This window comes from Xanthomarina sp. F1114 (assembly GCF_026410255.1).
In the GTDB taxonomy this organism is placed as follows: domain Bacteria; phylum Bacteroidota; class Bacteroidia; order Flavobacteriales; family Flavobacteriaceae; genus Xanthomarina.
Genome location: NZ_JAPMLL010000019.1, coordinates 1 through 25,116, shown reverse-complemented (window position 1 = coordinate 25,116; position 25,116 = coordinate 1). Strand labels below are relative to the sequence as shown.

Sequence of the window (25,116 nt, the reverse complement as noted above, 5' to 3'; positions counted from 1 at the left end):
AAGCAAATGACAAAAGACATAAATAACCAACCCTTTGTTACCAAAACAAAAACACTTATAGACGAGCTTAAAGCTGTATGTGCAAGTTATGGATTAGGAAATGATGGGAACGAATTTAAAATTATAAGCCAAATCTTTTTATTTAAGTTTTTAAACGACAAGTTTGCTTATGAAGTAAAAAAGCTAAAACCAGAATTAGCAAAAAGTGATGAATGGGAAGCAGAACTTGCCAAAATGAAAGAGAGTGACTATAATATGTTGCAATTTCAACTGGGTGAAGCTACAGCTTTTTTAAAACCACATCATTTAATTGGGTATTTGTTTGACAGACAAAACGAACCCGATTTTGCCAAAATGGTAGATGATACTTTAATTGATATTGCGGTACTCAATAACGATTTATTTGCTGTAAAGACTGAAGATGGACAAAAAATAAAACTCTTTGATCGTTTAACGGAATATGTAAGTAGTAAACGTGACGGTTTTGCAGTTGCTTTATTTAATAAGCTGGTCATTTTTAATTTTGAAAATATTATGGGAGAAGGTTTTGACTTTTTCTCTACCATTTTTGAATACTTAATTAAAGACTACAATAGTGATGCTGGTGGAAAATACGCAGAGTATTACACACCACACGCTGTCTCTAAAATTATAGCTAACATTTTAGTGCCAGAACCAACCAGTAATGTTACCATTTACGACCCAAGTGCAGGATCTGGAACCTTGTTAATGAATTTAGCACACGCTATTGGTCCTGAAAAATGCACAGTCTATTCACAAGATATTTCACAAAAATCATCTAATCTCTTGCGTTTAAACTTAGTATTAAACAACTTGGTGCATAGTATTGAAAACGTGATACAAGGCAATACCATGACAGATCCTTACCATAAAAAGGATAACAAATTAAGACAGTTTGATTATATAGTAAGTAATCCACCATTTAAGCTCGATTTTAGTGACGATGTAGATACCCTAAACAAAAAAGAAAATAAAGCCCGTTTTTTTGCGGGCATACCAAATGTGCCAAAAAAATCAAAAGACAAAATGGCCATTTACACCTTGTTTTTACAACACATTATTTACTCACTAAAAGAAGGAAGTGGAAAAGCAGCAATTGTAGTACCAACAGGTTTTATAACTGCCCAATCTGGTATTGAGAAAAAGATACGCCAAAAAATAGTAGATAGTAAAATGTTAGCAGGAGTAGTAAGTATGCCTTCTAATATTTTTGCAACAACTGGCACAAACGTGTCTATTGTGTTTTTAGATGCTGCTAATAAAGGAGAGGTGGTTTTGATAGATGCTTCTAATTTGGGAACTACGGTTAAAGAAGATAAAAACCAAAAGACGTTATTGTCTGATACTGAAGAAACTCAAATCATCAACACCTTTACAAACAAAGAAGTTAAAGACGATTTTTCGGTAGTGGTTTCTTATGACGATTTAATAGCCAAAAACTACAGCTTAAGTGCAGGACAATATTTTGAAGTAAAAATTGAGTATATAGATATTACTGCAGAAGAGTTTGCTACAAAAATGGAAAATTTTGAAACTAATTTAGAAGCACTTTTTGGGGAGAGTAAAACTTTAGAAAAAGAGATTCAAAACAATTTGAAGAGTTTGAAATATGAATAAGTGGAAAATGATGCCAATTGGCAAAGTAATTAAATTTAATCCGCCAGAAAGAATACCCAAAGGAAGTATTGCAAAAAAAATTCCGATGGGTAGTTTAACTGAATTTCAAAGAAAAATAAATGGTTTTGAGTTAGCTGAATTTAAAAGCGGGCCAAAATTTAGAAATAATGATACACTTTTAGCAAAAATTACGCCTTGTTTAGAGAATGGAAAGACCGCTTATGTTGATATTTTAGAAGATAATGAAGTAGCCTTTGGATCTTCTGAATTTATTGTTTTAAGAGAAACAAATTTCATAAACAGAGAATTTATTTACTATTTGGCTATAAGTCCGACTTTTAGATATAGAGCTATAAGTTGCATGGAAGGAACTTCTGGAAGACAAAGAGTTAATGAAAATACTTTAAAAAACTTTGAGCTACCTATTCCTTCAATAATTGAACAAAAACAAATCGCCAAAGTCCTTTCCGATTTAGACGCCAAAATAGAAGTCAACAACAACATCAACCAAGAGCTGGAAGCAATGGCAAAAACGCTTTACGATTATTGGTTTGTACAGTTCGATTTTCCAGATGCTAATGGCAAACCTTATAAATCGTCTGGAGGTAAGATGTTATATAATGAGGAGTTGAAACGTGGGATTCCAGAGGGTTGGGAAGATGGAGTATTATCCGATATTGCAAATATAACAATGGGACAATCGCCATCTGGAAGCTCTTATAATGAAGAAGGAATTGGAACTGTATTTTATCAAGGCTCTACTGATTTTGGGTTAAGGTTTCCAACGGTTAGAAAATATACCACCGAACCATCCAGAATAGCAGAAGAGGGTGATATACTATTATCTGTGAGAGCTCCAGTCGGAACACTAAATCAAGCAATGGAAAGTTGTTGTATTGGACGTGGATTAGCTGCTTTGAGAGAAAAGGAAGGTTCAATATCTTTTCTATGGAGTCAGATGGAATATTTTAAACAAGTTTTTGACCGTAGAAATACTTCGGGTACTACTTTCGGTTCAATTAATAAAGATGACCTTTTTGGTTTAGAACTTTGTATTCCAGATAAAGCCGTATTAAAAAAGTTTAAAAAAATAGTGGACCCATTTCATAATCAGATAATTGTTAACTCAAAACAAAACCAAAAACTCGCCGAGTTACGTGATTGGTTGTTACCTATGCTTATGAATGGGCAGGTTACGGTGGGAGAGGTTGAGAATGTCCTTCGACAAGCTCAGGATGACAAGTTGGGTATGGTTGCGGAGGAGAATGGTAAATATGGGAAGGGATGAGGTTAGTTGCTATTTTTATAAAAGAACATGAATTTTTATTTAATGATCCAGTTACCTTAAATTTTGGTGGTGAATATAATTATGATTTTAGTTCTGTAGGAAAAAAAGTTTATGTTCAAAGAAGCAAAAACGAAAATTATATAAGTGGTTTTTTTGATCAAACAAACTTAAAATCTCGAATAGAATCAATTTCATCAGTTGTAGGTAAAAATGGAACTGGAAAATCCAGTATTTTAGATGTTGTTCGTAGTTTTTTTATAAGAAACCAATACGGATTGCCATATTCTTGGACAGTTGCAATATTTGAAAAAAATGGTGTGGATTTGCCTTTTGTTTTGCATAGTGATTTTGAAAATGTAGAATATAGATTCAATATATATGAATTAGAAAAATTAGGGAATTATCATGTTCTTACTAAAGAATTAGATAGAATTAATAAAAATGATGTGCAGTCGATATATTATTCACCTCATTTTGATTATAAATACAATTTAAATTTTGATGAAATAGATATTTATGATATCTCTTTTGATAAAATTTTAGAACAGGATTTAGAAGATTTAGAAAACAAAGATGCAAACGCAAATGGATGGAGCTATTCACCATCACAAGAATTGATTTTTAAAAATTCTATAAGACAACTAATGTTCTTGTCCTCTAGTTTGGTTAGAGAAAACCAAATATTCAAAAATATTTTTGAATTACCAGAGCATGGTGAAGCTAAACTGTTTTTTAGAGGGCATGTTAAGAAAGATCCGTGGAATACACCAAATGCATTTAGATGGCCACTAAAAGCAATTAAAGAGAAATTAGAAGACGAATTAAATAAATGGCATGAAATTAGACTTTTTGATAAAGAACACAATGTTACAAATCAAATTGAAATTAATAAGTATCTAGTAAAGCGTTATTTAATAAGAGATATAATTAGTGTATTAGAAAGACAGATGGAAAAGAATAATTCTTATCTATCTGAAGGTAAGATTAGTATTGAGGGCTTAGATAAAAAGATAGAAGAATCTGATGTTTTCAATTCATTTTTATTTTTTATTGAGCATTGTATTATTAAATATGGGAAATCTTCATGGAATGCATTTGATTTTAAGTCAATTAGTTCTTTGTTAAATGCGTTATACAAAGATATTGATGAAATAGAAACTGAAAAATTAGTGCAAAATGACAATATTCAAATTGCACCCTCTAAAGTAGTAAACATATTAAATTTACATCGTAATTTTTTATTAAATCTATTTAATTATTATCCCAAAATAAAATCTAAAAATAAAGAAGAAGAGTTGTTTGATAAATCGAATAGAATAGAAGGGTTTATTAATTATATTCCAACTTCAAAAAAGTTAAGTTCTGGTGAAAATGCTATGTTAAATTTATTTTCAAGGTTTTATGATTTTATTAATAATAATCTCGTTGAAAGTTCAAAATTTTTATCAAAAAAGAATCATTATATTATTTTACTAGATGAGGCTGATTTAGCTTTTCATCCTTCATGGAAAAGAAAATTTGTGAAATCAATCATATCTACAATTCCATACTTTTTTAGTGATTTGTTAGGGTCACCATCGTTGCAGGTTATTTTTACAACACACGACCCATTAACCTTGTCAGATATTCCTCAAAGTAATGTTATTTATTTAGACAAAGACGAAGAGGGTAATACATTTGTCAATCATAATAAAGTACAATCTTTTGGAGCAAATGTTCACGATCTTTTAGCCAATAGTTTTTTCTTGGAAAATGGCTTTATGGGAGAGTTCGCTGAGGGAATGATAAAGAGTTTAATAAACCATCTTACAAATGAAGAATTAGGCGATACAAATTCTGCTATATCATTTGATTGGAACAAAAAAACTATTCAGAAATTTATTAATACTGTTGATGAACCTTTTATAAAAGAGCGATTAACTAATCTATTTGATGAAAAGTATTTATTAAATGATAAACAGGCACTTCTGGATAAAAGAGATGAAATCGACGCACGATTAAAAGAATTGAATGATGAGGAAGATTAAGATTACAAAGCAATTTAAGAAAGAAGTTGAAGATTTTAATAAGGATCTGTTTAAGAAAAGGGATGCTAGATTTGAGTTACCTCTAAAAGGACTAAAAGATTTAAAATCTAAACTAAAAGGGAATCGCTTAAAAAAACATAGGAAATATGTAGATCTTATTATTTCACGTTATTCTGAAATATTAAACGCTGATCCATCTACAATGAAATCTTTGATTAAAGATTTTAATAAAATCCTTTCACCTACTATTGTTTCTTCTAAATATCCTAATAGTAAAAGATATTTTTATAAAGAAATCGTGAAAGTTTTAAGGTATGATGCTTTAAGGGATAAAGAGTTTTTGGAATATTTAAAAAGAACTGAGATTAGGACATGTGTTTATTGTAATTCACAAAATACCTTAGTAATAGAAAAACTTTATTTTGATAAAAAAAAGCGAAGAGTAATCGATACGCAGGCTAAATTGGAATTAGATCATTTTCATTCTAAATCTAAATACCCATTTTTAGCTACATCATTTTTTAATTTATATCCAACTTGTGGAAATTGTAATAAAGCGAAATCAGACAAGGATGCATTATTTGAGCTTTATACTTATAGTAACCAACTGGACATCTTTAAATTTAAAATTGATGATAAATCAATTTTGAATTATTGGATGAACCTTGATAGAGAAGAACTGCAAATAGAATTAAAACCAGTTTTTTACAAAGATAAAAAGGTACTTATAAATCATAACAATCTTTTTCAAGTTCAAGCTATTTACGACAAACAAAAAGATTTTGGAGAAGAAATTGTATGGAAGGCAAAAGTAAACCCTAAGATTTATAGAGAGACAATGTATAGAATGTTTAATTCTCTTTTTCCAGATAAGACATATATTGATAGAGCCATAATAGGTAACTATACTAAGCCAGAAGAAACCTTTAAAAGACCTATGGCAAAGTACACGCAAGATATTGCTAGGCAATTAAAGTTAATAAAATAAAACATGGAGGAACAATTAAAGCAACTAGTAGTAGACTACAAAAACTATATCTTAAAAAAAGGAAATCAAGATGAAGTTTATAAATGGAATGCTATAGTCCATTTTCAAGAGCATTGGGATTTTGATGCACCAGATTTTTACGAGATGTTTAAAGAGGCTTTTAGAAAAAAAGAAAATTTAATGTTTCAAAATTCTTATGGTTTTTTAGATAAATTGGGAAAACAATTTCCTGATAAGTTAAAAAGGTTATTCTCAGTGCTTTTAAATAAGAACTCAAGTTTTAATGCTATATATAAAACGTCTAGACAGTTTGCAGATGAGTATTTATTGGATTTAAAACAAGCTTTAAATAGAGATAATTTATCCCATCAACTAGACGAAAGAGCAATCTCTTTTATTTGTGTACTAAATAATCCAGAAAAATTTTATTTATATAAAGCCAATGTTTACGATGAGCTTTGTTCATATTTTGAAATAAATAAAGTTAATACGGCTGGAGAAAAATATGATCATTTTGTTGAACTTGGAGATCAATTTGTTTCTTATATACAAAAAGACGAAGAGTTATTGCAATTATGTAATAATTATATACCTGAAACATTTGGTTTTAATTCAGAAAAACTCATTTTTCAGGACATAGTTTATAACATGCTAGTTTCACTGCCGGCAAGTATAGATAACAAAAAATTCTTAGACCGTTTATTTTACGATATAAAAGAAGAACTGGAAAGTGAAGAACATCCTTTAATACATCATAAGTGGTTAGAAAATGATTCAGAAAGTTACAGACAAGTTTCAATAATCCCAGATACATCTCGCGTTTCAACGAGTGAGTTACATTATGAACTGTATAGATATTCAAATAAAATATGTTTTGAAGTCCACCCAGAAGGTGATCTTGAGCAAAAAAGATTAATTCAATCTTTCATTAATGAGTTTCCTAACTCAAAAAATGGTCTTAAGTTATCGAAATGGCACACAGGAATTGGTAATAAAGATATAGATAAGGGAGAACATTTTAAACTGGTGCCTAAGACAAAAATATCCTATAGTCTAAAGCAAGAGGAATATGAGGAATTGAAATCTGCATTAATTGATCAGTTTAAGTCATTATATGATGATTTTAATGACTCTTTTTTAGAATATTTAGAAACTAATAATGATATTATGGAAGATGTGAAAGAAGAATTTATTAATTGGTATATTGACAATCCTAGATCTAGCTACTTTAATAATGAACCAGATAAAATCAGAGATTATTTAACAAAATCGTTAGAAAATTTTTCAAAAAACATTTTTTTAGTAAACTACACTACTTATAGAGAAATGATTGATTTTATAGAAGAGACAATCAATAATGATAAGCCTAAATTTCTAAAAAATCATGGTGCATCCGACTCAGGGAAACTTGCAGCTATTATAGGTAAAAGGAATTATCAGAAATTTTTAAAAGAATATTTTAATAAAAAGGATGGAGTTAATATTAATAATATGACAGAATATAAAGCTCCACTAAACCAAATCTTTTATGGTCCTCCAGGAACAGGAAAAACTTATAATACCATTTTAGAAGCAGCTAAAATAATTACTCAGGATGAAAACATAAGTTATAATGATGCGCAGATGGTTTTTAATAATCATCTAGGAGATAGAATAGAGTTTATAACTTTTCATCAAAATTACAGCTATGAAGATTTTATACAAGGCTTGAGACCAGACACAGAATTAAGTGGCGAATTATCGTTTTTTACAAGTGATGGTGTTTTTAAAAAAATTGCAGATAAAGCATTAAAAAACTTACGGGATGCTGAAAATCCAGATTCTGCTAAAAAAGAATTCATAGACGTTTTTGGTGAACTTATAAAACCTCTTAATGAAGGAGATGTTGGTGAAGTAGAAATTAAGATGAAGCAAACTTCTTTTTATGTTACAGAAGTTGGAGAAAAATCTATTGAATTCAGAAAAAATCAAGGAGATTCTAAACATACACTTAGTATTGCTACTTTAAAAAAGATGTATGATAAAGGTGAAAATGATATAATTCTAGGAGGCTTACAGCCTTATTATAATCCAATCTTAAAGCAGCTTATAGAACTAGGAAAAAGAAATGTAGAGCAGGTTGAAAAACAAAATTACGTTATCATTATTGACGAAATTAACAGAGCTAATATTTCAAGAGTTTTTGGAGAGCTTATTACATTAATTGAAAAGGATAAACGTTCACATGGTAAAATACCTCTAACTGCAACGCTGCCTTCCGGAGAGTCGTTTATTGTACCTTCTAATCTATATCTTATTGGTACTATGAATACAGCAGATAAATCTATAGCGTTATTAGACATTGCACTACGTAGACGTTTTGAATTTGTACCCATGTATCCAGATTACAATTCTACAGCAGATAAAGTTATAAATGATGCAAACATTTTAGAAGCCATTAATAAGGAGATTATTTCTAGAAAAGGACATGATTTTACAATTGGACATTCATATTTTATGGGAGAAGATTATGATTTAAAAAACACTATTGATAATAAGGTTATTCCTTTATTACTAGAGTACTTTATGAATGATTTTGAAGAAGTTAAAAAAATACTAAGTGCAGCAAATATATTTGTTGATGGTTGGCCAATGCAATATTTAACTAATGATTAATCTGTTTGAATACCAAAATAAAAAGGAGTTTCCAGAACATCATTTTGATAATTTGGAGGTTTTCTTAGATGATATTTGGGTAAAAAGAGAAAAGTCTAGTTTTTATAATAATGAAGAAGATAATAGAGTAGAACAACAACGTTTTATTCAGTTTTTACATAAAACAAAAACATTAAAATCTAATAAATATGTTGGCGTTATTCATTTTGAAGGCGAGACCATAAACTTACTACCAAAGATTTTTTATAGAGGAGAGGAACCTTTAGAACACGAAGTCATTGCCATAAACAAACACATATTGTGGTGGTTGAGTTATTGCAGGAAATTAAAATTCCCTAATTATCTCTCTGGATTAAACAGTGAAAAAGCAGATTTTTTTGAAATCTTAATTTATTTGTTTAGTAAAAACACGCGAGAGTTGTTAAACTCTTCCATTTATCAAAAATATACAGAAGTCAATAAGGAGTTATCTTTTGTAAAGGGACGCATAGATTTTAATGCCTACATAAACAACAACCTATCTAGAGGTAGAAATCACAAAATTAGTTGTCAGTTTGATGCTTTTGAAATGGACAACGACTTTAACAGATGCGTGAAGTATGTTTCTAAGTTGCTGTTGTCAATAACCAAAGAAGATCAAAGCAAACGATTTTTAGCAGATATTTTGTTTATTCTCGATGAGGTAAAAGACATCAATGTTTCAGCTGATAAAATGCAGCGTATGACGTTTAATCCTATGTTTTCTGATTTTGAAACCATTAGAGATTATTGTGTTTTGTTCTTGAATAACAGTGTGTCTTTTAATTATAAAAACTCCTTAAAATTATTCGCATTTCTTTTACCAATGGAGTATGTATTCGAGGATTTTATTTTTGGTTTTATAGATAAAGAAATAGAAAGTATTAAAACAAAAGCTCAGGACACTTCAAAATATCTAGCAGAAGGCAATAAATTTCAATTAAAACCAGATTTGTTATTAGAATTTGATAACAGAAAAATAATTGCAGATACCAAGTATAAAATTATTTATGAGGATGTAACGGATTCAAAAAATGGAATCTCACAGTCTGATTTGTATCAAATGTTAGCGTATGCTGTGCGTTTTAAAGTTAATGAAATTGTTTTGTTTTATCCTAATACAATTAATGTGGAAATGCCAAATGATTCAGAACTGACAATTGTTGATGAATTAGCTGAAGATGAAAGAGTTTATATTAAAACTGCACAGTTACCAATAATAAATTTTGAGTTGTTTGAGGAAGGATATAAGAGTGCAAAAACGATACTCTTAGATTTTGAGAGTTTAAAAGAAAGGTTAAAATCGAGATTAACTGATTTATTATTAATTGATAATTTTAATAAATAATTTGGAAGAAAGAAACATACGATCTATTTTTACAATTCAGATAAACAAGAACTATTACTTATAGTTAAATTTAAACTTGTTTATTATGAATATTGCAGACTACAAAAATGAAGCGCATAACCTGTATAGAGATGACAAACTTATAGAGGCTTATAAATGTGCATGGAATTTACCTTTTACAGATTTTGTGTCATGGTACACAGATGTAAAAGGAAAAAGAAAACAAAGTAAAGGTATCTCTCTTTTTAATGACTCCTTTTTTTACAATTCATTCTTAATTTCTCAATCTACTGAATGGCTTAATCATAAAGAAGCTAATTTGTTATGGGAATATTATTTAAATACTCAAAAAGAAATATTACTTGAGTTTGAATTGTACGTTGCACATAATAATCCATGTCTTTTCATTGAAGGTTATAAAAACAGGTTAATCTTTTTAAATGATAAGCGAATAAAACAATTACAAGAACATCATCTGCCACTTTCTATTGAAAACGAACTTATAATCTGGAACAGATTCAATAAGTTGTTAAATACAAAATGGAAGGAAGTTACAGAGTTAATTGATGAAATCGAGTTGCAACCTCATGAATTTCTTATGGCATTATGTGCTACTTTTGAGGCTTTTATTTATAAAAACCCAGCCGATAAATTACGATGGCATTATGCTGTTGAGGCGTTGAGTTTACTTATAGCATATATTCAAAATAATTTTATTTTATCTAATCTTGAAGTAGATGAAAATGATCTTGTCAAAGCGTATTGTAATGGTGCAATTGATTTTAAATGTGAAGCTGTTTTTAGTAATGTTTTTGATTATGTATTATTAAAGGAAAAAACGCAAAGGTATGCTTATGAGCCTGGTCTCACTATTGTTATTGATAATAACGATATTTTACGTTTTAATGGAAGCGAAGCATTTAATAAGCAATGGAATACTGATGAGCTTAGATATACTGTTAACGAGCAACACTACTATGCGATTAGTGAACAATTATTTAGCGAATTGAAAGCAAAGAATAAAATCAAATATATAAACAATAATAAGGATCCAAATAACCAATTAGGTAATATAAGACAGTTAGGGGTTAAGCTAACAGTAACCGATTTAGGAATATGTGATGAAGATTTAAAGAATAAAAAATTACCAAATCTTGATTTTATGATTTCATTTCTGCATGGAATAGCATGGCGTAAGTTTGAAACTTCTGAAAAGCCCTTGCATGAAATAGCTCGAATTAGAAAAAATGAATATGCTAAAGGGATGGCAGAATTAATTTATAAAAATGAAGTTTCAGAATTTATACTAATAAGTGATAATAGTATATTAAAAAATGCAGCAAAAGCTTCAGGATTAAATTGTACCACAGAAGAGTTTGATCAATTTATTAATGCGTTCTCTTTCAGCTGGAAGAAGAAAACATTCGATCCTTTCAAACTACCTCTTAGTTTATGGAAAAAACCATTTCTTCAAATTGGTAAGCACATAATTTCACCAATTAGTGTTCTTACTGGATTTACTGGGGTTTACACGATTTCTGAGTCTATCCTAAAAAACTTTAGTCCACGTGGGGGCGAAAGAATAGAGAGTTTATTAAAACACACATATGAAAATGCGGGATGGAAGACATCTGTAATTACAAATAATCAAGAGTATGGAGATGTAGATGTAATGATGGAGGATGAAGATAATATTATATTTATGCAGCTTAAAAGAACAACGCAAAAAACAAATATGCTTGAACTGCATAATCAATTGGCTCAAGATAGAAAGGCTATAAAACAACTTCTTGAAGCAAAAGCTGAGTATACGAGCAGCAAAAACATCCACTTGTGGTATGTAACAACAGCATTTGAAAAAGTAAGTACTTGGGAAAAAGAAGTTTATCGTGTAAGTTATCAAGATTTAATTCATGTAAAGAGATTATTAGATTCAGATGGATTGCGATTTAATAATCTTAATGATTTTATTGAAATGATAGAGTCTGATACACCATATAAGATTGGAAAGGAACATATTTTAAATTAAAAGTTAGCTAAGAGATAGAAGCTTTAAGTAAGCTTAATTTTAAACTATCTTTTATGAAAACTAATGAATTTATCCCAAGCATCAATTTCCATTTATGGGAACCATGCAACATGCGTTGTAACTTTTGCTTTGCAACGTTTCAAGATGTAAAACAAACTATTTTACCTAAAGGGCATTTGCCTGCGAAAGAAGCGTTAGAAGTAGTCACGAAAATTGCAGAAGCTGGATTTGAAAAAATAACCTTTGCAGGAGGAGAACCTTTACTTTGCAAGTGGTTGCCAAAACTAATTAAAACTGCAAAGCAATCGGGAATGACAACCATGATTGTTACTAATGGCAGTAAATTAACAGAGGAGTTTTTAAAAGAGAACAAACCCTATTTAGATTGGATTGCTGTGAGTGTAGACAGCTTAGAAGAAGAAAATAATATTAGGATTGGTAGAGCCATAACAGGGAAAAGACCCCTAAGCAAAGCGTTTTATTATGATTTAGTGGATACTATTAGAAAGTATGGATATGGCTTAAAGATTAATACTGTAGTCAATAAAATAAATTATAAAGACAACTTAACGGAATTTATAGAATACGCTAATCCACAACGTTGGAAAGTACTACAGGTATTACCGATAGTGGGGCAAAATGATATTAAAATAGATGCCTTTAAAATTACTGATAAAGAGTATAATTATTTTTTAAACACACATAAAGATGTTAGATCTATTGTGCCAGAATCAAATGATGAAATTAAAGGCAGTTATGTGATGATAGATCCTGCAGGACGTTTTTTTGATAATGCACAAGGCAAACATAATTACAGTAAACCTATCTTGGAAGTAGGCGTTAACCATGCTTTACAGACTATGAATTATAATCTGGAAAAGTTTTTAAATAGAGGAGGGGTTTATGATTGGGTCGTTGAAACGCATTAATATAGAATTGAATATGATAATCTAATTCATTTAATAGCCCAAAAAACACATACTGTTCAAATACTGCGCCTCCTAATAGTTAATAGGAGGTGCTATGTAAAAAACAATTAGCCTCCTAGATTATAATCAGTTTCCAAAGTTTGGGATTCAAAAAATTAAAACCAATTCATGAATTACATTTGGTGTCACTTTTTAATGCATTATGTTTAGCTCTACAACCATCACTCCACCTCCCCATAAACCCGTTTTATAAAGTCGCCTTTTAAAAAAGCAGCTGCATCCAATTGACTTTGAAGGACGATGCCTTTGGTTTTAGTTTCCAGTAACCAGCTAATTGCCTGGATTAAGGGGGTGGCCGTACTGGTTTGGATGGCTCTTAGGGTGTGTTTTCCTACCTGTTGCGGGTGTATGCGTTTGGCAATTTCCTGTCTGCGTAAGGTGCCCGAGGCATCTTTCCCTTCCACAGCCGCATAGATAACAATTTGATCGTCTTGGATATGTGGGATTTCTGTTTGCATGATTTGTTGCAAGTCTGAAATAAGGGTTTCGCTCTGTTTTAAACTTTTTAATTGGTTCTCTACCCACCCGTAATGTCCAGGATGTCTTAGGGTTTTATAATCCAGACGTTTTACTTTGCCACTAAGGGCATCGGGTAAATCGGCAGCCCCACCCGAAGTGAGGTCCTCTTCGTAAGGAATGCCATCGATAATAAGTTGTCTTCTTTCGGAAAGTGCCGGGAGGGTGGTTTTTTTATAATCGCGGATGACGATGCAGTCTTTTAAATACTCAGTAGCCACGCCCACAGGACTCCAGGTAAAACCATAATAATGTGGTGGGATGGCGTGATTGGTGAGGGCGCCCACTTTTAATTCCAGGGTGTCCACTTGTTCGACTTCATATTGCTTACAAAAATTTTGAAACATATAGTTTGCCAGAACATCTATATAACCAGGAGCTAAGCCCGTTTGTAGTACGAATCCGGTTTGGGCGTCTTTAGCCAGGTTGATAATCTGATTGGTTTCAGCCACATACTCCGTAAGGTTGGCATAATACAATTGATGGTCCTTGGCCATTTGCGCCATATTTGGAGCCAGGCTACCCGGTAAGCAATCGAGTAGGGCATCGCCTTTTTCAAAAACGCTGTGCATGTTGCTATTAATGGTCTTGGCATCCAGGAAGAAGGCATGCACCTGGCAGGGCTTGGTGGAACCGTTTTTAATCCAATCTGCCACACTTTGGGCTTTAGTTAGATCTTGGTCGCCAATATATATGGTAGGTGTTACGGCACTCCACTCTGCCAAAATAAGACCTACAGCTTCTGCAATACCACCTGCACCAGCAATAATGATGTGATAGGGATTTTTCATAGTAATTGTTTAAAGATTAAAACAAGTTAAGAAGAATTCGGTGAAAAAAATAGGACTCTAGTTAAGAATTCCGAGGGAAGGGCGTGATTTAGCAAAAGCGCCTAGTTAAGACGAAATGGTTGAGGTAGGACTGATGGCATTCGATGATAGGTCTTGACGCTATAAGCCATCCGTTTAGGTTTTCTGTGCTCTCTTCGGGGTATATGGGAATGGAGAGAAGGTAAAGCAACTAAGCTAGGAAAACGGTTTAGAGTGCGCTAAACGGTGATTTTAAAAAGCTTATATTAAATAAAAGAAATACTCAGGTAGTCAACCTATATGCGCTTATTCGGAATATATTTTATAAATTTAAATTCTGTTATGAAGCGAAAAACTAATTTGCAAGCTCTGGTACTTTTTATATGGGATGAGATTGTCCGCAATTTGATAAATACCGTCACTAAATGAAAACAAGAATATTAATTGGCCTTCTTTTTTGCTCAATTATATTTGGGTGTAGCAAGCAAAGTGATGATCCCATTGTTTTCTTCCTTCACAACCGATTTTTAGAAGCGCACGCATTAAATGATTTGCATCCTGAATTTGGGCGAACTGAATACCAAGAAATTATTGCTGCATTAAAAAAGGGAGGGCTTCGCGTACGAAGCGAAAAACGGAGTGGACATGTTAATGCACGCGCATACGCCATTGGAATTGTACAGCAAATTGACAGTTTGTTACAACAGGGAACAGAAGCTAATAAAATAACAGTAGTAGGAACTTCAAAAGGAGGGTATATTGCTCAATACGTTTCGACTTTAGCAAATAATTCAGATTTGAATTTTGTATTTATTGCTAGTTTTAGAGATAGCGATATTCAAAATATACCTGAAATCAATTTTTGTGGAAATATTTTAACGATTTACGAAAAGTCCGACCCATTTGGAGTTTCTTCCTTGGAGCGAAGGAACATCTCGAACTGCGACATTAAACACTTTAAAGAAATTGAATTATATACAGGAATGAGACACGGGTTTTTATTTAAACCTTTAAAAGAATGGATTGATCCTACCATAAAATGGGCGCATGGCCATTATGAGGTGGAATAAAGACTATGTTAACCCTGTACAGAATTAATTGCTTGTTTTAGTTTACTTATGAATCCTGATAGTTGTCGTGACTGGCATCTGCCCGTTGGGAGAAAGGGACTTTCGTGCTACGTTTTTATTTACTAAATTAGGTGCTTGAAGGGGCATTAAAATCATCCAGAAACCTGTTATAATCAATAAAAAAAATGAATACACTTATAAAAAATGGTCTCTTTTTTTCTGGAGATAGAAATGAAAAAACAAGTGAGAAAGATTTATTAATAAATGAACATGGTGAAATAATAGAAATTGGGTCCATAGATTTAGCAGAAGATGCTAGCACCCAGATTATTGATGCAAAAGGCAAATGGGTTTTGCCGGGCTTTATAGATTCGCACACCCATTATGATGCTGAAATCTTGGCATCGCCAGGGCTTAAAGAGTCGGCCAGGCACGGAGTTACCTCTATTATACTGGGCAGTTGTTCCGTTTCGGCTATTTACAACACACCGGAAGACACTTCAGACTCTTTTACACGAGTAGAAGCGATACCAAGAGAAGTGATGCTTCCTTTGCTTCAAAAGGTAAAAACCTGGAACTCGCCTAGAGCGTGGAAAAAGCACATTAACCAATTAGCCCTAGGTATTAATGTGGCTTCGTTTGTAGGTCATTCAGATATGCGTATGAAAGTGATGGGGATAGATCGCTCACTTTCTCATTCTGAAAAAGCTAGCAAACAAGAAAAAGAAACTATGAATCTGATGCTTAACGAAGCATTAGACGAAGGCTTTTTAGGTTTGTCTACTATGGATAATCCGTGGGATAAAATGGATGGCGATAGGTACTGGTCTCACAAAACCCCATCTTTTTATTCGTCCTGGTCTGAAAGAAAAAACTTAATAGACACCCTTAGAAAAAGAGACGCCGTTTTTCAGGGAGCTCCAAACCTTGTAACCAGAGTAAATGCTTTTCAATATATGCTATCAAGTACTGGTTGGTTTAGGAAGCCACTAAAAACGACTATGATAGCCATGATGGATATGATTGGTGACAGATATCTTTATCCTTTAATTGCGTTCGGAACCAGATTCATAAATATAGTTGGCAGAGGAAATTTTAGAATGCAATCTCCACCTTGTCCTTTTACGGTATATTATGATGGTGTAGACTCTGTTATGTTTGAAGAATTCCCCAGTGGCGAAGCACTAAGACATTTAGCCAAAGAAATAGATACAAGAAATGAACTTATAAACGATGCGCAGTTTAGAGCAAATTTTAAAAAGGAAATCAAGAACAAATTTGCACCTAAAGTTTGGCATAAAGATTTAAGTAAATCTATAGTATTAGAATGTCCGGATAAAAGTTTTATAGGGAAAAATTTTTATGACATAGCTGAAGAAAAGAACGAGCATCCAGTAGATGTTTTTCTAGACAGTATAATTACATACGACAAACAAATACGGTGGACAACCACAGTAGCCAATGATAGAAAAGAAAAATATAAAGGTTTATACAACTTTCCTTATAACCTAATCAGTTTTTCGGATGCAGGAGCACACCTCAATAATATGGCATTTTATAATTTTCCTTTACAAATGATAAAAAATGTACAAGAGTCTATTGATAATGGAACTCCGATGATGACTATGGAAAAGTGCATTTGGCGGCTTACAAAAGAGCAAGCCGATTGGTTTGGTATAGACTGTGGGCATTTAGCAAAAAACAAAATTGCTGATTTAGTTATTATAGACCCGACGAAATTTGATTGTATTAAAAATGAAGTAGAAGAAGATGTCATTAAAGAGTTTGAAAACTATAAAAGGTTGGTTAATAGAAATGAAGGAGTTGTTAGCCAAGTAATGGTAGGTGGGAAAATAATTTTTGAACATGAGAACTTTGTTGAATCCTATGGGGAATCAATTAAGTATGGCCGGTTTTTGTCGAAAATTTAATTATAAGCTTGTTTCTGAAATTATAGCAGCCCGGGGGATGTTATCCTATATATGTTAAGCGTTGGCATGTATTTAAAAAAACATACAAACAGATGTTTAGAACCTTTATTTATTTAGTTATAATTCTTATTTCCTCGCAAGAGCGGTTAATAGGGCAGGAGAATAGTATTTATATTAAGGCAGGCTTATTATATGATAGTAAAGAAAATAAGTTGCTAAAAAATAAGCTTATCCATGTTCAAGATACAAAAATACGATCTGTTGGAGCGTTCGAATCTTTACCTAAAAACAGTCAAGTCGTTGATTTAACCGAGTATACTGTTCTTCCCGGATTAATAGATGCGCATACACATGTTCTTTTTTCTCAAGAAGCGAGCGAAGATTTTTCAGCACACAGTATCCAATCTCTAACCATGGAAAGCGATGCTTTACGAGTTCTTCGAGGTTCTAAAAGAGCTAAAAGTTATTTAGCCCAAGGAATAACGAGTATTAAGGATTTAGGAAACTCAGGTTTATATCTAGATGTCGCCCTTAGAAACGCCATTAACGAAGGAACGATTGAAGGGCCACGTATTTTTGCTTCTGGACCTATTTTGGCTGCACATGGAGGACAAATTTACGATGTACTACCTGAGCATCAGAATATAATAGATTTAGAATATCGAATAATTACTAGTCCTGAAGACGCCAAGAATGCTGTGCGTGAACATGTGAACCAACATGTGGATTTAATTAAAATATGTGCTGATAATCTTCCAAATAATACATTTTTAACCACAGATGAACTAAAAGCTATTGTAGAGACAGCACACTCATATCATCTTAAAGTAACAGCTCATTGTGTTACAAATCAATCAGCGTGGAATGCTGTAGAAGCTGGGGTTGACGGTATTGAACATGGGTTCAATTTAGCTGATAGCACATTGATAAAAATGGCAGAGAAACACATTTATCTTGTGCCCACAGAAAATAGTAGAGATTATATGAATACTTATGTTAAACTAGCTGGTTATAATGTGAATGACAGGGAATGGATTGGTAGTTATCTGGACAAAATGAAGTCTAGGCTAAACAGGGCAATTAATAGAGGAGTACCAATTGTAGCCGGTTCTGATAATTATACAGATATACAAGTATCGAGGGGAGCATCGTCAACAGATATGTTTCGCTCTTATTTTGAAGCAGGAATGAACCCTTTAGACATACTTCAGTCCAGCACCTATATTTCAGCTTTTCATTTAAATAAAGAAAATGAGATTGGCTATATTCATCCTCAAGCTAATGCGGATATTATAGCTGTAAAAGGAGATATTATTAATGATTTTATTTCTACGATAGAAAACGTTGAGTTTATAATGAAAGATGGGAAGATTTATGAAAATACAAGTGATTAAGGTTTAGTCTGAATCAAAAAAAAGGATGGCAACAGCGTATATGTTTTATGTTGGAATTAGTACCAAATGCAAAGTTTTTTATATTTTTAAAGACGTAAAAGCTCAACCTAAACATCCTGCATTTTTATCCGAAACAAACCATGTACTTAGACTGCTACCAACCATTAATAGAATTAAGCGAATGAAGATTTTAAGTGTTCTCGTATTATGTGTCATTTCTTCTATAACCTATGGACAAGAGACCGATACCTTGTCTTTCTACTCAGAAGCATTTAAAGAAGAAAGAACAGTCTATATTCACAAACCAGAACTTTACAACTATAAATCGGATTCTTTAAAATTTCCTGTAATCTATTTACTGGATGGGCAACACGAATGGTTTGTTAACCCACTACTTTCTGATATACACTATTTACAATATACACACGAAATTCCCAATGCGATTGTTGTGGTTATTCCACATAAAAACCGAAATAAAGAATGTCGTATTCCAGACCTGAAAACCGAATTGCCACTTGATATTTTTATTACGAAAGAGTTAGACCACGAATTATCTAAATATGGGCTAAGTGATTTCAAAGTCCTTATTGGACACTCCTTTTCAGCATCCTTTTCACTCTATTCCTATTACAATCACCCAAACTATTATTCTTCTGTAATAGCAAATACACCACTTGATAAAATGGGGTTATTAGTCGATAGTTTTCAGAAGCACATTGAGATTGATACCAATAAGATTTCCATAAGTATAGGTGGAATTGCCGATAGCAAAGATTCGCATCACAGAAAAAAATATAATCAACTAAAGGAAAAACATCCTGACTTTTTTAATTCAATAAACGTCTTTGAAGCCGATTATTCTGCGCACAACGCAGTACCAATTGTATCGACACCAACTCTTTTAACAAGAGTATTTGAGAGCTTTAGTACTAGATACACAGCCATTGCAAAAGTTAATGATGAGTATGAATTAATTGATGCACCCCAAGCGCCAGAAAAAGAAGTAGAAAAAGTAATATTAGCATCGAAAATTGGCGCTTCATTTTATCCACCTGAAATTGCCGAAATAAACGGAATAGCCTCGAGGTACTCATATAGTAACTATAAGGATTATGCCATTGAAATTTATAAATTGGGAATAGAATATTATCCACACTATTATGAATTTTATTTATCGCTGTATGAATTAACACTTAATACAGATAAAGTAGCATCGAGAGAACACTTGGAAATGGCTGAATTGCTTTTAAAAACAGTAGAGAACAATTGGAAAGGGAAAAGTGAGATTTTTGACGAAATAAAAACTGAAAAATTAAAGAACGGTTGGTAAAGGCCGTGTTTAATTGTGGACTTGTTCAAGTCCGGCAGGCTCAACTAATTTTACACAAAACCGTGGTATATATTTGACTAAACCAAATGAAAAGAAAAACAATACTATTATTCATACTGATTTTTATACTTCCCATTGTTTTAGTTTTTACTGCAAACTATGCCATAGAAAAAAATGCTAAAAACAAAACATTTTCAAGCACATCTGAAATCAAAAAAAACAAAGTTGGGGTGGTACTGGGAACTTCAAAACATTTAAAAAATGGTAGCATAAATTTATATTTTACATATCGGATAAATGCAACTGTTGCACTTTATAAAAAAGGAAAAATTGATTTTGTTCTAGTCAGTGGAGATAATGGAAGTGAACATTATGATGAACCTACCGATTTTAAAAATGAGTTAGTAAAAAATGGCATTCCTGAAAATCGCATTTTTCTTGATTATGCTGGTTTTCGGACCTTAGATTCTGTTGTGCGAGCTAAAGAAATTTTTGGACAAACTAGTATAACTATTATTTCGCAAAAGTTCCATAATGAACGTGCCATTTATCTTGCTGAAAAAAATGGAATTTCTGCCATTGGATTTAATGCAAGGGATTTGAGTGGGAAATATGGTTTAAAAACTCGAATCCGGGAGTACTTTGCCAGAACAAAAGCTTTTTTAGATATCATGTTTGGCGTTGCGCCCAAATTTTTAGGAGAGAAAATTGAAATAAAATAAAAGCGCCATGTCGGCAGTGAATAAAATTAATTGTAAGTGCAAGCCTATTTACTTGCCTGCCGGTGGGGCAGGGGGGCTAAAATCTATTATTGAAGCAGCTATCAACTAACAGGCAGGTGCCACTAATTTTATACAAAAATAGTTGGCCCATATTTGAAAAAACTAATCAGAATGAAATTATCAACACAAAACATTGTTCTTGCATCACCTTTTTTGATTATCGGAATTAGTTTCGGAACTGCATTTCTGTTTGGTAGTATTATTGGGAAATGGGCTTTTATTCCAATAATTTTAGTTCATTGGTGTCTTTTTCTGTTCTTCACTCTTAGATATACCGAAAAGGAAACAAGAAAAAAATGGCTACAAAAACCAAGAGGTCCATTCGGTTGGAACATTTTAGCAATATTTATTGGAATACTTCCACTTCCTTTATTTTTAATGCATTACGAAACATTAGGAATATGGCAAGTTTGGTTGCCTTGGATTTTATTAGCTCTAATTAATCCTTGGATAGAGGAATTTTATTGGCGTGGACTACTTTTGGAATACACAAAAAACTGGTCGACATGGACTGCCATATTATTTACAAGTTTAGTATTTGCGTTAAGTCACGCTGTTTTTGGTGTAAATTCAGAATTGAATAGTGGATTAACAGTTATGGTTTCGACACTTGTTATGGGAATAATTTGGGGGCTTGTATTTAAGAAAACAAATAGTTTGAGGTGGATTATATTTGCTCACTTTTTGGTTGACTTTTTTAATCTATCTGCATCTTCATTTTTGGATTTATATGAAAAAGGAAATTGGTAGTGAAGAGCGTAATGAAAAAACGATTTGGTAATACCCTGTATAATTAATAGCTGGTTTAGAGCTAGCTTATGAAAACCTTCACAATAAACCATATACAAAGCGGGTGTAATTATTTTAGCATACAGTCTCAAAAATAAAGATTTGTAAAAACAAACTAATTTAAGAAAAAACTAAATTTAAATATAGTTCATGATAGACTTTATAATAAGCTATTTTATAATAGTAGTTTTAGCTATTCAATATCTAATTTATTGGAAAAAAATAGAAATGCAAAAACTAGGATATGACTTCCCTTTATTTAACTCTAGTTTTAAAATGCTATCGGAATTTGATCAAAGAATTACTTACGATAAAAAGCTGAACTCTAAATATAAAAAACGACTGGTTATAATAAAATTATTACTCGTAATTATATTAATAAGTTTTTTGATATATTATTATAAGTGATTTATAAATAAAAAACTAGGTACAACACTGTATTTATAAAATAAGCGCTTTTCATATTAAAACCGGTTCTTGCTTATTTACCTGCCGGTGGGGCAGGGGGAAATTATTAGCTTGATCCCGATAGCTATCGGGGCAATTTTAACTTGTAGTTGTATTTTAGGGCTAGATATTATATATGGTTTTAGATGCCGAAACAATAAATTCAACACCTATTGAAATAACAATGAAACCTATAATTCTAGATAAAGCATTTATTCCAGAAGCCCCTAATAATTTGACTATTAGAAAAGAACTTCTCAAGGTGAAAAATATTATAAGGGCAGAACAAACTATGGCTCCTAAAATTATAAGAACATTTTCCATCTCTGGATATTCTTGGTTATAAGTAATTAATAATGATATTGTTCCAGGTCCAGCAATCATTGGTAGCGCTAATGGAGTCAAAGAAATATCTGAACGAGTTTTAATATCTTTCTTCACCTTTTCTTTTTTCATTCCTTTATGCTTTGCAAATTCACCTGATAATAAAGAAAATCCAGATAATGTAATAATTAATCCTCCAGCGATTTTTAAGGAATTTAAAGTAATTCCGAAAAAAACAAGCATAAACTTTCCTAAAAAAAAGGAAATAATCAAAATAATAAAGACATTAAAAGATGTCCAAAATGCAGTTCTATTTCTATCGCGAACTATATGTTCTTTAGTTAACCCAACAAAAACTGGAACAGTACCTAATGGGTTCATTACTGAGATTAAAGCAGCTAACGTTGTTAAAAGTAATTCCATTTTTTCTTAACAAAGAAAGACTCTATTTTAAACAAGAATATAAATTAAATATAAAGTTTAGGTTAAATCATTTTATATGAATGTTGCCTAAAGGCGGATATAAAAAATGCGTAGTTTAGAGCTTAATCCAAATACGCATTTTTGAAATACTAAACCGTTTTAAGATATTGAAAAACTGAGGTTTAATGGAGTATGTGTTAACAAACAAGTCTTTGTTTTTTTTATTTTAAAGCAAAATAATAGCGTATAGTCTTTGCTAAAAATAAATTGCCAAGCATAAATTTATTCAATCTTTATTAAATCATTTTGTACTAGTTGTTCTTTTAATGCGGTAAAGAGTTTTTCTTGTTTGCTTTTTAGAATATTATTTTTTTCTGTAAAGTCGACATAAGCTAAGGTAGCTTGTTTGAGTTCTGAATGTAATTCATCCATATTCATCTTTTTATTAGCTGCTAAATGTAACAGATAATATACCACTCTTTTAAGCATGTTTTCTGCTTGTTCTTTTTCGCCTAGTTCCTGATAGGTATTTGCCAGATTATTACAAGAAATTATATATACTTGTACAAAAGGAATTTTTAAACGGATACAATCCGAAACGTTGTTATTTAAGACTTCTGACCTATACAAAGCATCTTTATATCCAGATAATGCTTTTTTATACTTTCTTTTATTAAAAAGTTCATTACTTGAGACAGTTAATGCTTGCCAATGTTTTTCTATATGATTCATACAAGTATCACTCATTATATTTTTAAATTTTTGTTTGCAAAATCCCAGTTTACGACGTCCCAAAAACCTTCTACGAATTTGGGTCTTGCATTTCTATAATCTATATAGTAAGCATGTTCCCATACATCTAATGTGAGAATCGGTTTTTTATTCTCTGTTAATGGCGTATGAGCATCTTTCATTGGAAGGATTTCAAGCTTTCCTTTTTCATCTTGAGCCAACCAAGCCCAACCAGCACCAAATAACTTTATTGCTGTAGATGAAAATTGTTCTTTGAATTGCTCGAAATCACCAAAATCACGAACTATTAATTCAGCTATTTTTCCTTTAGGAGCCTTTCCTCCGTTTGGAGAAAGGCAGTGCCCGAAAAAAGAATGATTCCAATGCTGTGCTGCGTTATTGAATAAAGCAGCATTTTTTTCAGCATATCCTTTTTGGATAATTTCTTCGATACTGAAATCAACTAATTCAGTATCTTTTACTAGTCCAGAAAGATTATTTACGTAAGATGCATGGTGCTTTCCATAGTGGTAATCAAACGTTTCCTCTGTGATAATTGGATTGAGTGCATTTTTGTTATAAGGAAACTCTGGCAGTGTTTGTGTAATCTTCATTGTTTTCTATTTTTTATTTTTAATATTTTAATAGCTCTTTTTAATTCGCTTATCTTTTTCAATTCTCTTGTTGCTTTTTGCATGTTGTCTTGCATTAGATTTGTTTTTGTGACATTTCTTTTCAAGAACTTTTTGTTTTCTTCTAATAGCTCTATAACATATTTCACAATCAACCCTTTTAGCTTTACAGAAATAATATTTTAGACAAGACTAAAAAATAAATTAACTAGAAAAATTTTAATACACATTAACAAGTAAGAATTGTGCATGAAGTTTATTGAAAGTGCGTGTTTGCTAAAATCTATTATTGAAACAATGCCCAGTCCTGAATAAAGGCTACATAATTATAAACAAGATGTATAAAATGACAAAGAAATTAGACGTTATAGCGAACTTTTCAAATTAGAAATTTAAGCCGAACTTACAACTGGAAAACACACAAAAGCGAACTTTGTAAACTCTATTCTATAGCACCAACAACTGTCAATGGATGGATTAAAAAGTAGAATGATACTGACTTCATGAGCAGCAGAGTAGACGAACCCCAAAAGAAGAATATTATCTGGATCAAACCTTTGATAATGTAATCTGCACAAAATAAGCCGTATAAAATGCAATTAATTGATACAATGAAGTAAAATTACGTTTATCTTTAGATTTTAAAACACCAAATATGGTCTTCCTGCCCGACTGGCAGGTGGGTAGAAATTTTAATTTGTAGTCCTATTTCAGGACAGGACATGCCAAAAAAAACAAAATAGAGAGACATACAGAAGTGAAGAGTTATTAATCAAAAAAAGAAATTATCATGAAACAATCAATTAGTATTTTAGCCGTCCTATTTTTAATAATTGTCGCCTATACGCCTAAATCGGAAGCATGTACAAGAATAGTTTATAAGGGGCCAAACAATACTGTTTTAACAGGCAGAACGATGGATTTTTCAATTGAAATTCCAGCAAACCAATGGATTTT

At 31.8% G+C, this 25,116-nt stretch carries 18 protein-coding genes; 14 read left to right on the top strand and 4 right to left on the bottom strand.

The window, feature by feature from the left end; translation table 11 throughout:
• The first annotated feature begins 6 nt into the window (after nt 1-6).
• The 8 genes from OS188_RS13800 to OS188_RS13765 all read left to right on the top strand — a co-directional run bounded on the left by OS188_RS13800 (nt 7) and on the right by OS188_RS13765 (nt 12,920).
• Nucleotides 7-1,638, top strand: a complete 1,632-nt coding sequence (locus tag OS188_RS13800) for an HsdM family class I SAM-dependent methyltransferase (RefSeq protein WP_267149439.1) — start codon at nt 7-9, stop codon at nt 1,636-1,638.
• The gene (locus OS188_RS13795) at nt 1,631-2,926 is read left to right on the top strand and encodes a restriction endonuclease subunit S (protein ID WP_267149438.1); all 1,296 of its coding nucleotides are present in this window, start codon (nt 1,631-1,633) and stop codon (nt 2,924-2,926) included. Before OS188_RS13800 ends, OS188_RS13795 begins: the two co-directional genes overlap by 8 nt.
• Nucleotides 2,923-4,953: an OLD family protein gene (locus OS188_RS13790; RefSeq protein WP_267149437.1), complete on the top strand. Its 2,031-nt coding sequence runs from the start codon at nt 2,923-2,925 to the stop codon at nt 4,951-4,953. Before OS188_RS13795 ends, OS188_RS13790 begins: the two co-directional genes overlap by 4 nt.
• Nucleotides 4,937-5,941, top strand: a complete 1,005-nt coding sequence (locus OS188_RS13785) for a hypothetical protein (protein WP_267149436.1) — start codon at nt 4,937-4,939, stop codon at nt 5,939-5,941. Before OS188_RS13790 ends, OS188_RS13785 begins: the two co-directional genes overlap by 17 nt.
• A gap of 3 nt (nt 5,942-5,944) precedes the next feature.
• Entirely contained in the window at nt 5,945-8,596 is a 2,652-nt protein-coding gene (locus tag OS188_RS13780; RefSeq protein ID WP_267149435.1) for an McrB family protein, read from the top strand.
• Nucleotides 8,589-9,962 (top strand): McrC family protein, encoded by a 1,374-nt coding sequence (locus tag OS188_RS13775; protein WP_267149434.1) that lies wholly within the window; start codon nt 8,589-8,591, stop codon nt 9,960-9,962. The genes OS188_RS13780 and OS188_RS13775 overlap by 8 nt, the downstream gene beginning before the upstream one ends.
• 85 nt (nt 9,963-10,047) lie before the next feature.
• Nucleotides 10,048-11,991 carry a hypothetical protein gene (locus tag OS188_RS13770; protein ID WP_267149433.1) on the top strand — a complete coding sequence of 648 codons (1,944 nt, stop codon included), beginning with the start codon at nt 10,048-10,050 and terminating at the stop codon, nt 11,989-11,991.
• 53 nt (nt 11,992-12,044) lie between these two features.
• The gene (locus tag OS188_RS13765; protein ID WP_267149432.1) at nt 12,045-12,920 is read left to right on the top strand and encodes a viperin family antiviral radical SAM protein; all 876 of its coding nucleotides are present in this window, start codon (nt 12,045-12,047) and stop codon (nt 12,918-12,920) included.
• 221 nt (nt 12,921-13,141) lie between these two features.
• Here the strand turns inward: OS188_RS13765 and OS188_RS13760 are convergent, their stop codons facing one another.
• Nucleotides 13,142-14,287, bottom strand: a complete 1,146-nt coding sequence (locus OS188_RS13760) for a saccharopine dehydrogenase family protein (RefSeq protein ID WP_267149431.1) — start codon at nt 14,285-14,287, stop codon at nt 13,142-13,144.
• Between the two features lie 443 nt (nt 14,288-14,730).
• Here OS188_RS13760 and OS188_RS13755 point away from each other — a divergent pair, with 443 nt between their 5' ends.
• From OS188_RS13755 to OS188_RS13730, 6 genes are all read left to right on the top strand, one after another.
• Entirely contained in the window at nt 14,731-15,375 is a 645-nt protein-coding gene (locus OS188_RS13755; protein WP_267149430.1) for an alpha/beta hydrolase, read from the top strand.
• 185 nt (nt 15,376-15,560) lie between these two features.
• Nucleotides 15,561-17,306 carry an amidohydrolase family protein gene (locus OS188_RS13750; protein ID WP_267149429.1) on the top strand — a complete coding sequence of 582 codons (1,746 nt, stop codon included), beginning with the start codon at nt 15,561-15,563 and terminating at the stop codon, nt 17,304-17,306.
• A 92-nt stretch (nt 17,307-17,398) separates the two neighbouring features.
• Complete coding sequence (locus tag OS188_RS13745; RefSeq protein WP_267149428.1) at nt 17,399-18,700, top strand: amidohydrolase family protein; 1,302 nt, start codon at nt 17,399-17,401, stop codon at nt 18,698-18,700.
• Nucleotides 18,701-18,725: 25 nt separating this feature from the next.
• Complete coding sequence (locus OS188_RS13740) at nt 18,726-20,030, top strand: alpha/beta hydrolase-fold protein (protein WP_267149427.1); 1,305 nt, start codon at nt 18,726-18,728, stop codon at nt 20,028-20,030.
• An 86-nt stretch (nt 20,031-20,116) separates the two neighbouring features.
• Nucleotides 20,117-20,752: a SanA/YdcF family protein gene (locus tag OS188_RS13735; RefSeq protein ID WP_267149426.1), complete on the top strand. Its 636-nt coding sequence runs from the start codon at nt 20,117-20,119 to the stop codon at nt 20,750-20,752.
• Between the two features lie 171 nt (nt 20,753-20,923).
• Entirely contained in the window at nt 20,924-21,562 is a 639-nt protein-coding gene (locus tag OS188_RS13730) for a CPBP family intramembrane glutamic endopeptidase (protein ID WP_267149425.1), read from the top strand.
• Between the two features lie 609 nt (nt 21,563-22,171).
• On the opposite strand, the gene OS188_RS13725 is transcribed toward OS188_RS13730, so the two are convergent.
• The 3 genes from OS188_RS13725 to OS188_RS13715 form a co-directional block, all read right to left on the bottom strand.
• Entirely contained in the window at nt 22,172-22,795 is a 624-nt protein-coding gene (locus tag OS188_RS13725; protein ID WP_267149424.1) for a MarC family NAAT transporter, read from the bottom strand.
• 282 nt (nt 22,796-23,077) lie between these two features.
• A complete protein-coding gene (locus OS188_RS13720) occupies nt 23,078-23,542 on the bottom strand; it encodes a tetratricopeptide repeat protein (protein ID WP_267149423.1) in 465 nt (154 codons plus the stop codon).
• The gene (locus OS188_RS13715) at nt 23,542-24,141 is read right to left on the bottom strand and encodes a superoxide dismutase (RefSeq protein WP_323370473.1); all 600 of its coding nucleotides are present in this window, start codon (nt 24,139-24,141) and stop codon (nt 23,542-23,544) included. The genes OS188_RS13720 and OS188_RS13715 overlap by 1 nt, the downstream gene beginning before the upstream one ends.
• Between the last annotated feature and the right edge of the window lie 975 nt (nt 24,142-25,116).

Coding starts and splice junctions, on each gene's coding strand:
- OS188_RS13800 (WP_267149439.1), top strand. CDS start 7: ATGACAAAAGACATAAATAACCAACCCTTTGTTACCAAAACAAAAACA.
- OS188_RS13795 (WP_267149438.1), top strand. CDS start 1,631: ATGAATAAGTGGAAAATGATGCCAATTGGCAAAGTAATTAAATTTAAT.
- OS188_RS13790 (WP_267149437.1), top strand. CDS start 2,923: ATGAGGTTAGTTGCTATTTTTATAAAAGAACATGAATTTTTATTTAAT.
- OS188_RS13785 (WP_267149436.1), top strand. CDS start 4,937: ATGATGAGGAAGATTAAGATTACAAAGCAATTTAAGAAAGAAGTTGAA.
- OS188_RS13780 (WP_267149435.1), top strand. CDS start 5,945: ATGGAGGAACAATTAAAGCAACTAGTAGTAGACTACAAAAACTATATC.
- OS188_RS13775 (WP_267149434.1), top strand. CDS start 8,589: ATGATTAATCTGTTTGAATACCAAAATAAAAAGGAGTTTCCAGAACAT.
- OS188_RS13770 (WP_267149433.1), top strand. CDS start 10,048: ATGAATATTGCAGACTACAAAAATGAAGCGCATAACCTGTATAGAGAT.
- OS188_RS13765 (WP_267149432.1), top strand. CDS start 12,045: ATGAAAACTAATGAATTTATCCCAAGCATCAATTTCCATTTATGGGAA.
- OS188_RS13760 (WP_267149431.1), bottom strand. CDS start 14,287: ATGAAAAATCCCTATCACATCATTATTGCTGGTGCAGGTGGTATTGCA.
- OS188_RS13755 (WP_267149430.1), top strand. CDS start 14,731: ATGAAAACAAGAATATTAATTGGCCTTCTTTTTTGCTCAATTATATTT.
- OS188_RS13750 (WP_267149429.1), top strand. CDS start 15,561: ATGAATACACTTATAAAAAATGGTCTCTTTTTTTCTGGAGATAGAAAT.
- OS188_RS13745 (WP_267149428.1), top strand. CDS start 17,399: ATGTTTAGAACCTTTATTTATTTAGTTATAATTCTTATTTCCTCGCAA.
- OS188_RS13740 (WP_267149427.1), top strand. CDS start 18,726: ATGGCAACAGCGTATATGTTTTATGTTGGAATTAGTACCAAATGCAAA.
- OS188_RS13735 (WP_267149426.1), top strand. CDS start 20,117: ATGAAAAGAAAAACAATACTATTATTCATACTGATTTTTATACTTCCC.
- OS188_RS13730 (WP_267149425.1), top strand. CDS start 20,924: ATGAAATTATCAACACAAAACATTGTTCTTGCATCACCTTTTTTGATT.
- OS188_RS13725 (WP_267149424.1), bottom strand. CDS start 22,795: ATGGAATTACTTTTAACAACGTTAGCTGCTTTAATCTCAGTAATGAAC.
- OS188_RS13720 (WP_267149423.1), bottom strand. CDS start 23,542: ATGAGTGATACTTGTATGAATCATATAGAAAAACATTGGCAAGCATTA.
- OS188_RS13715 (WP_323370473.1), bottom strand. CDS start 24,141: ATGAAGATTACACAAACACTGCCAGAGTTTCCTTATAACAAAAATGCA.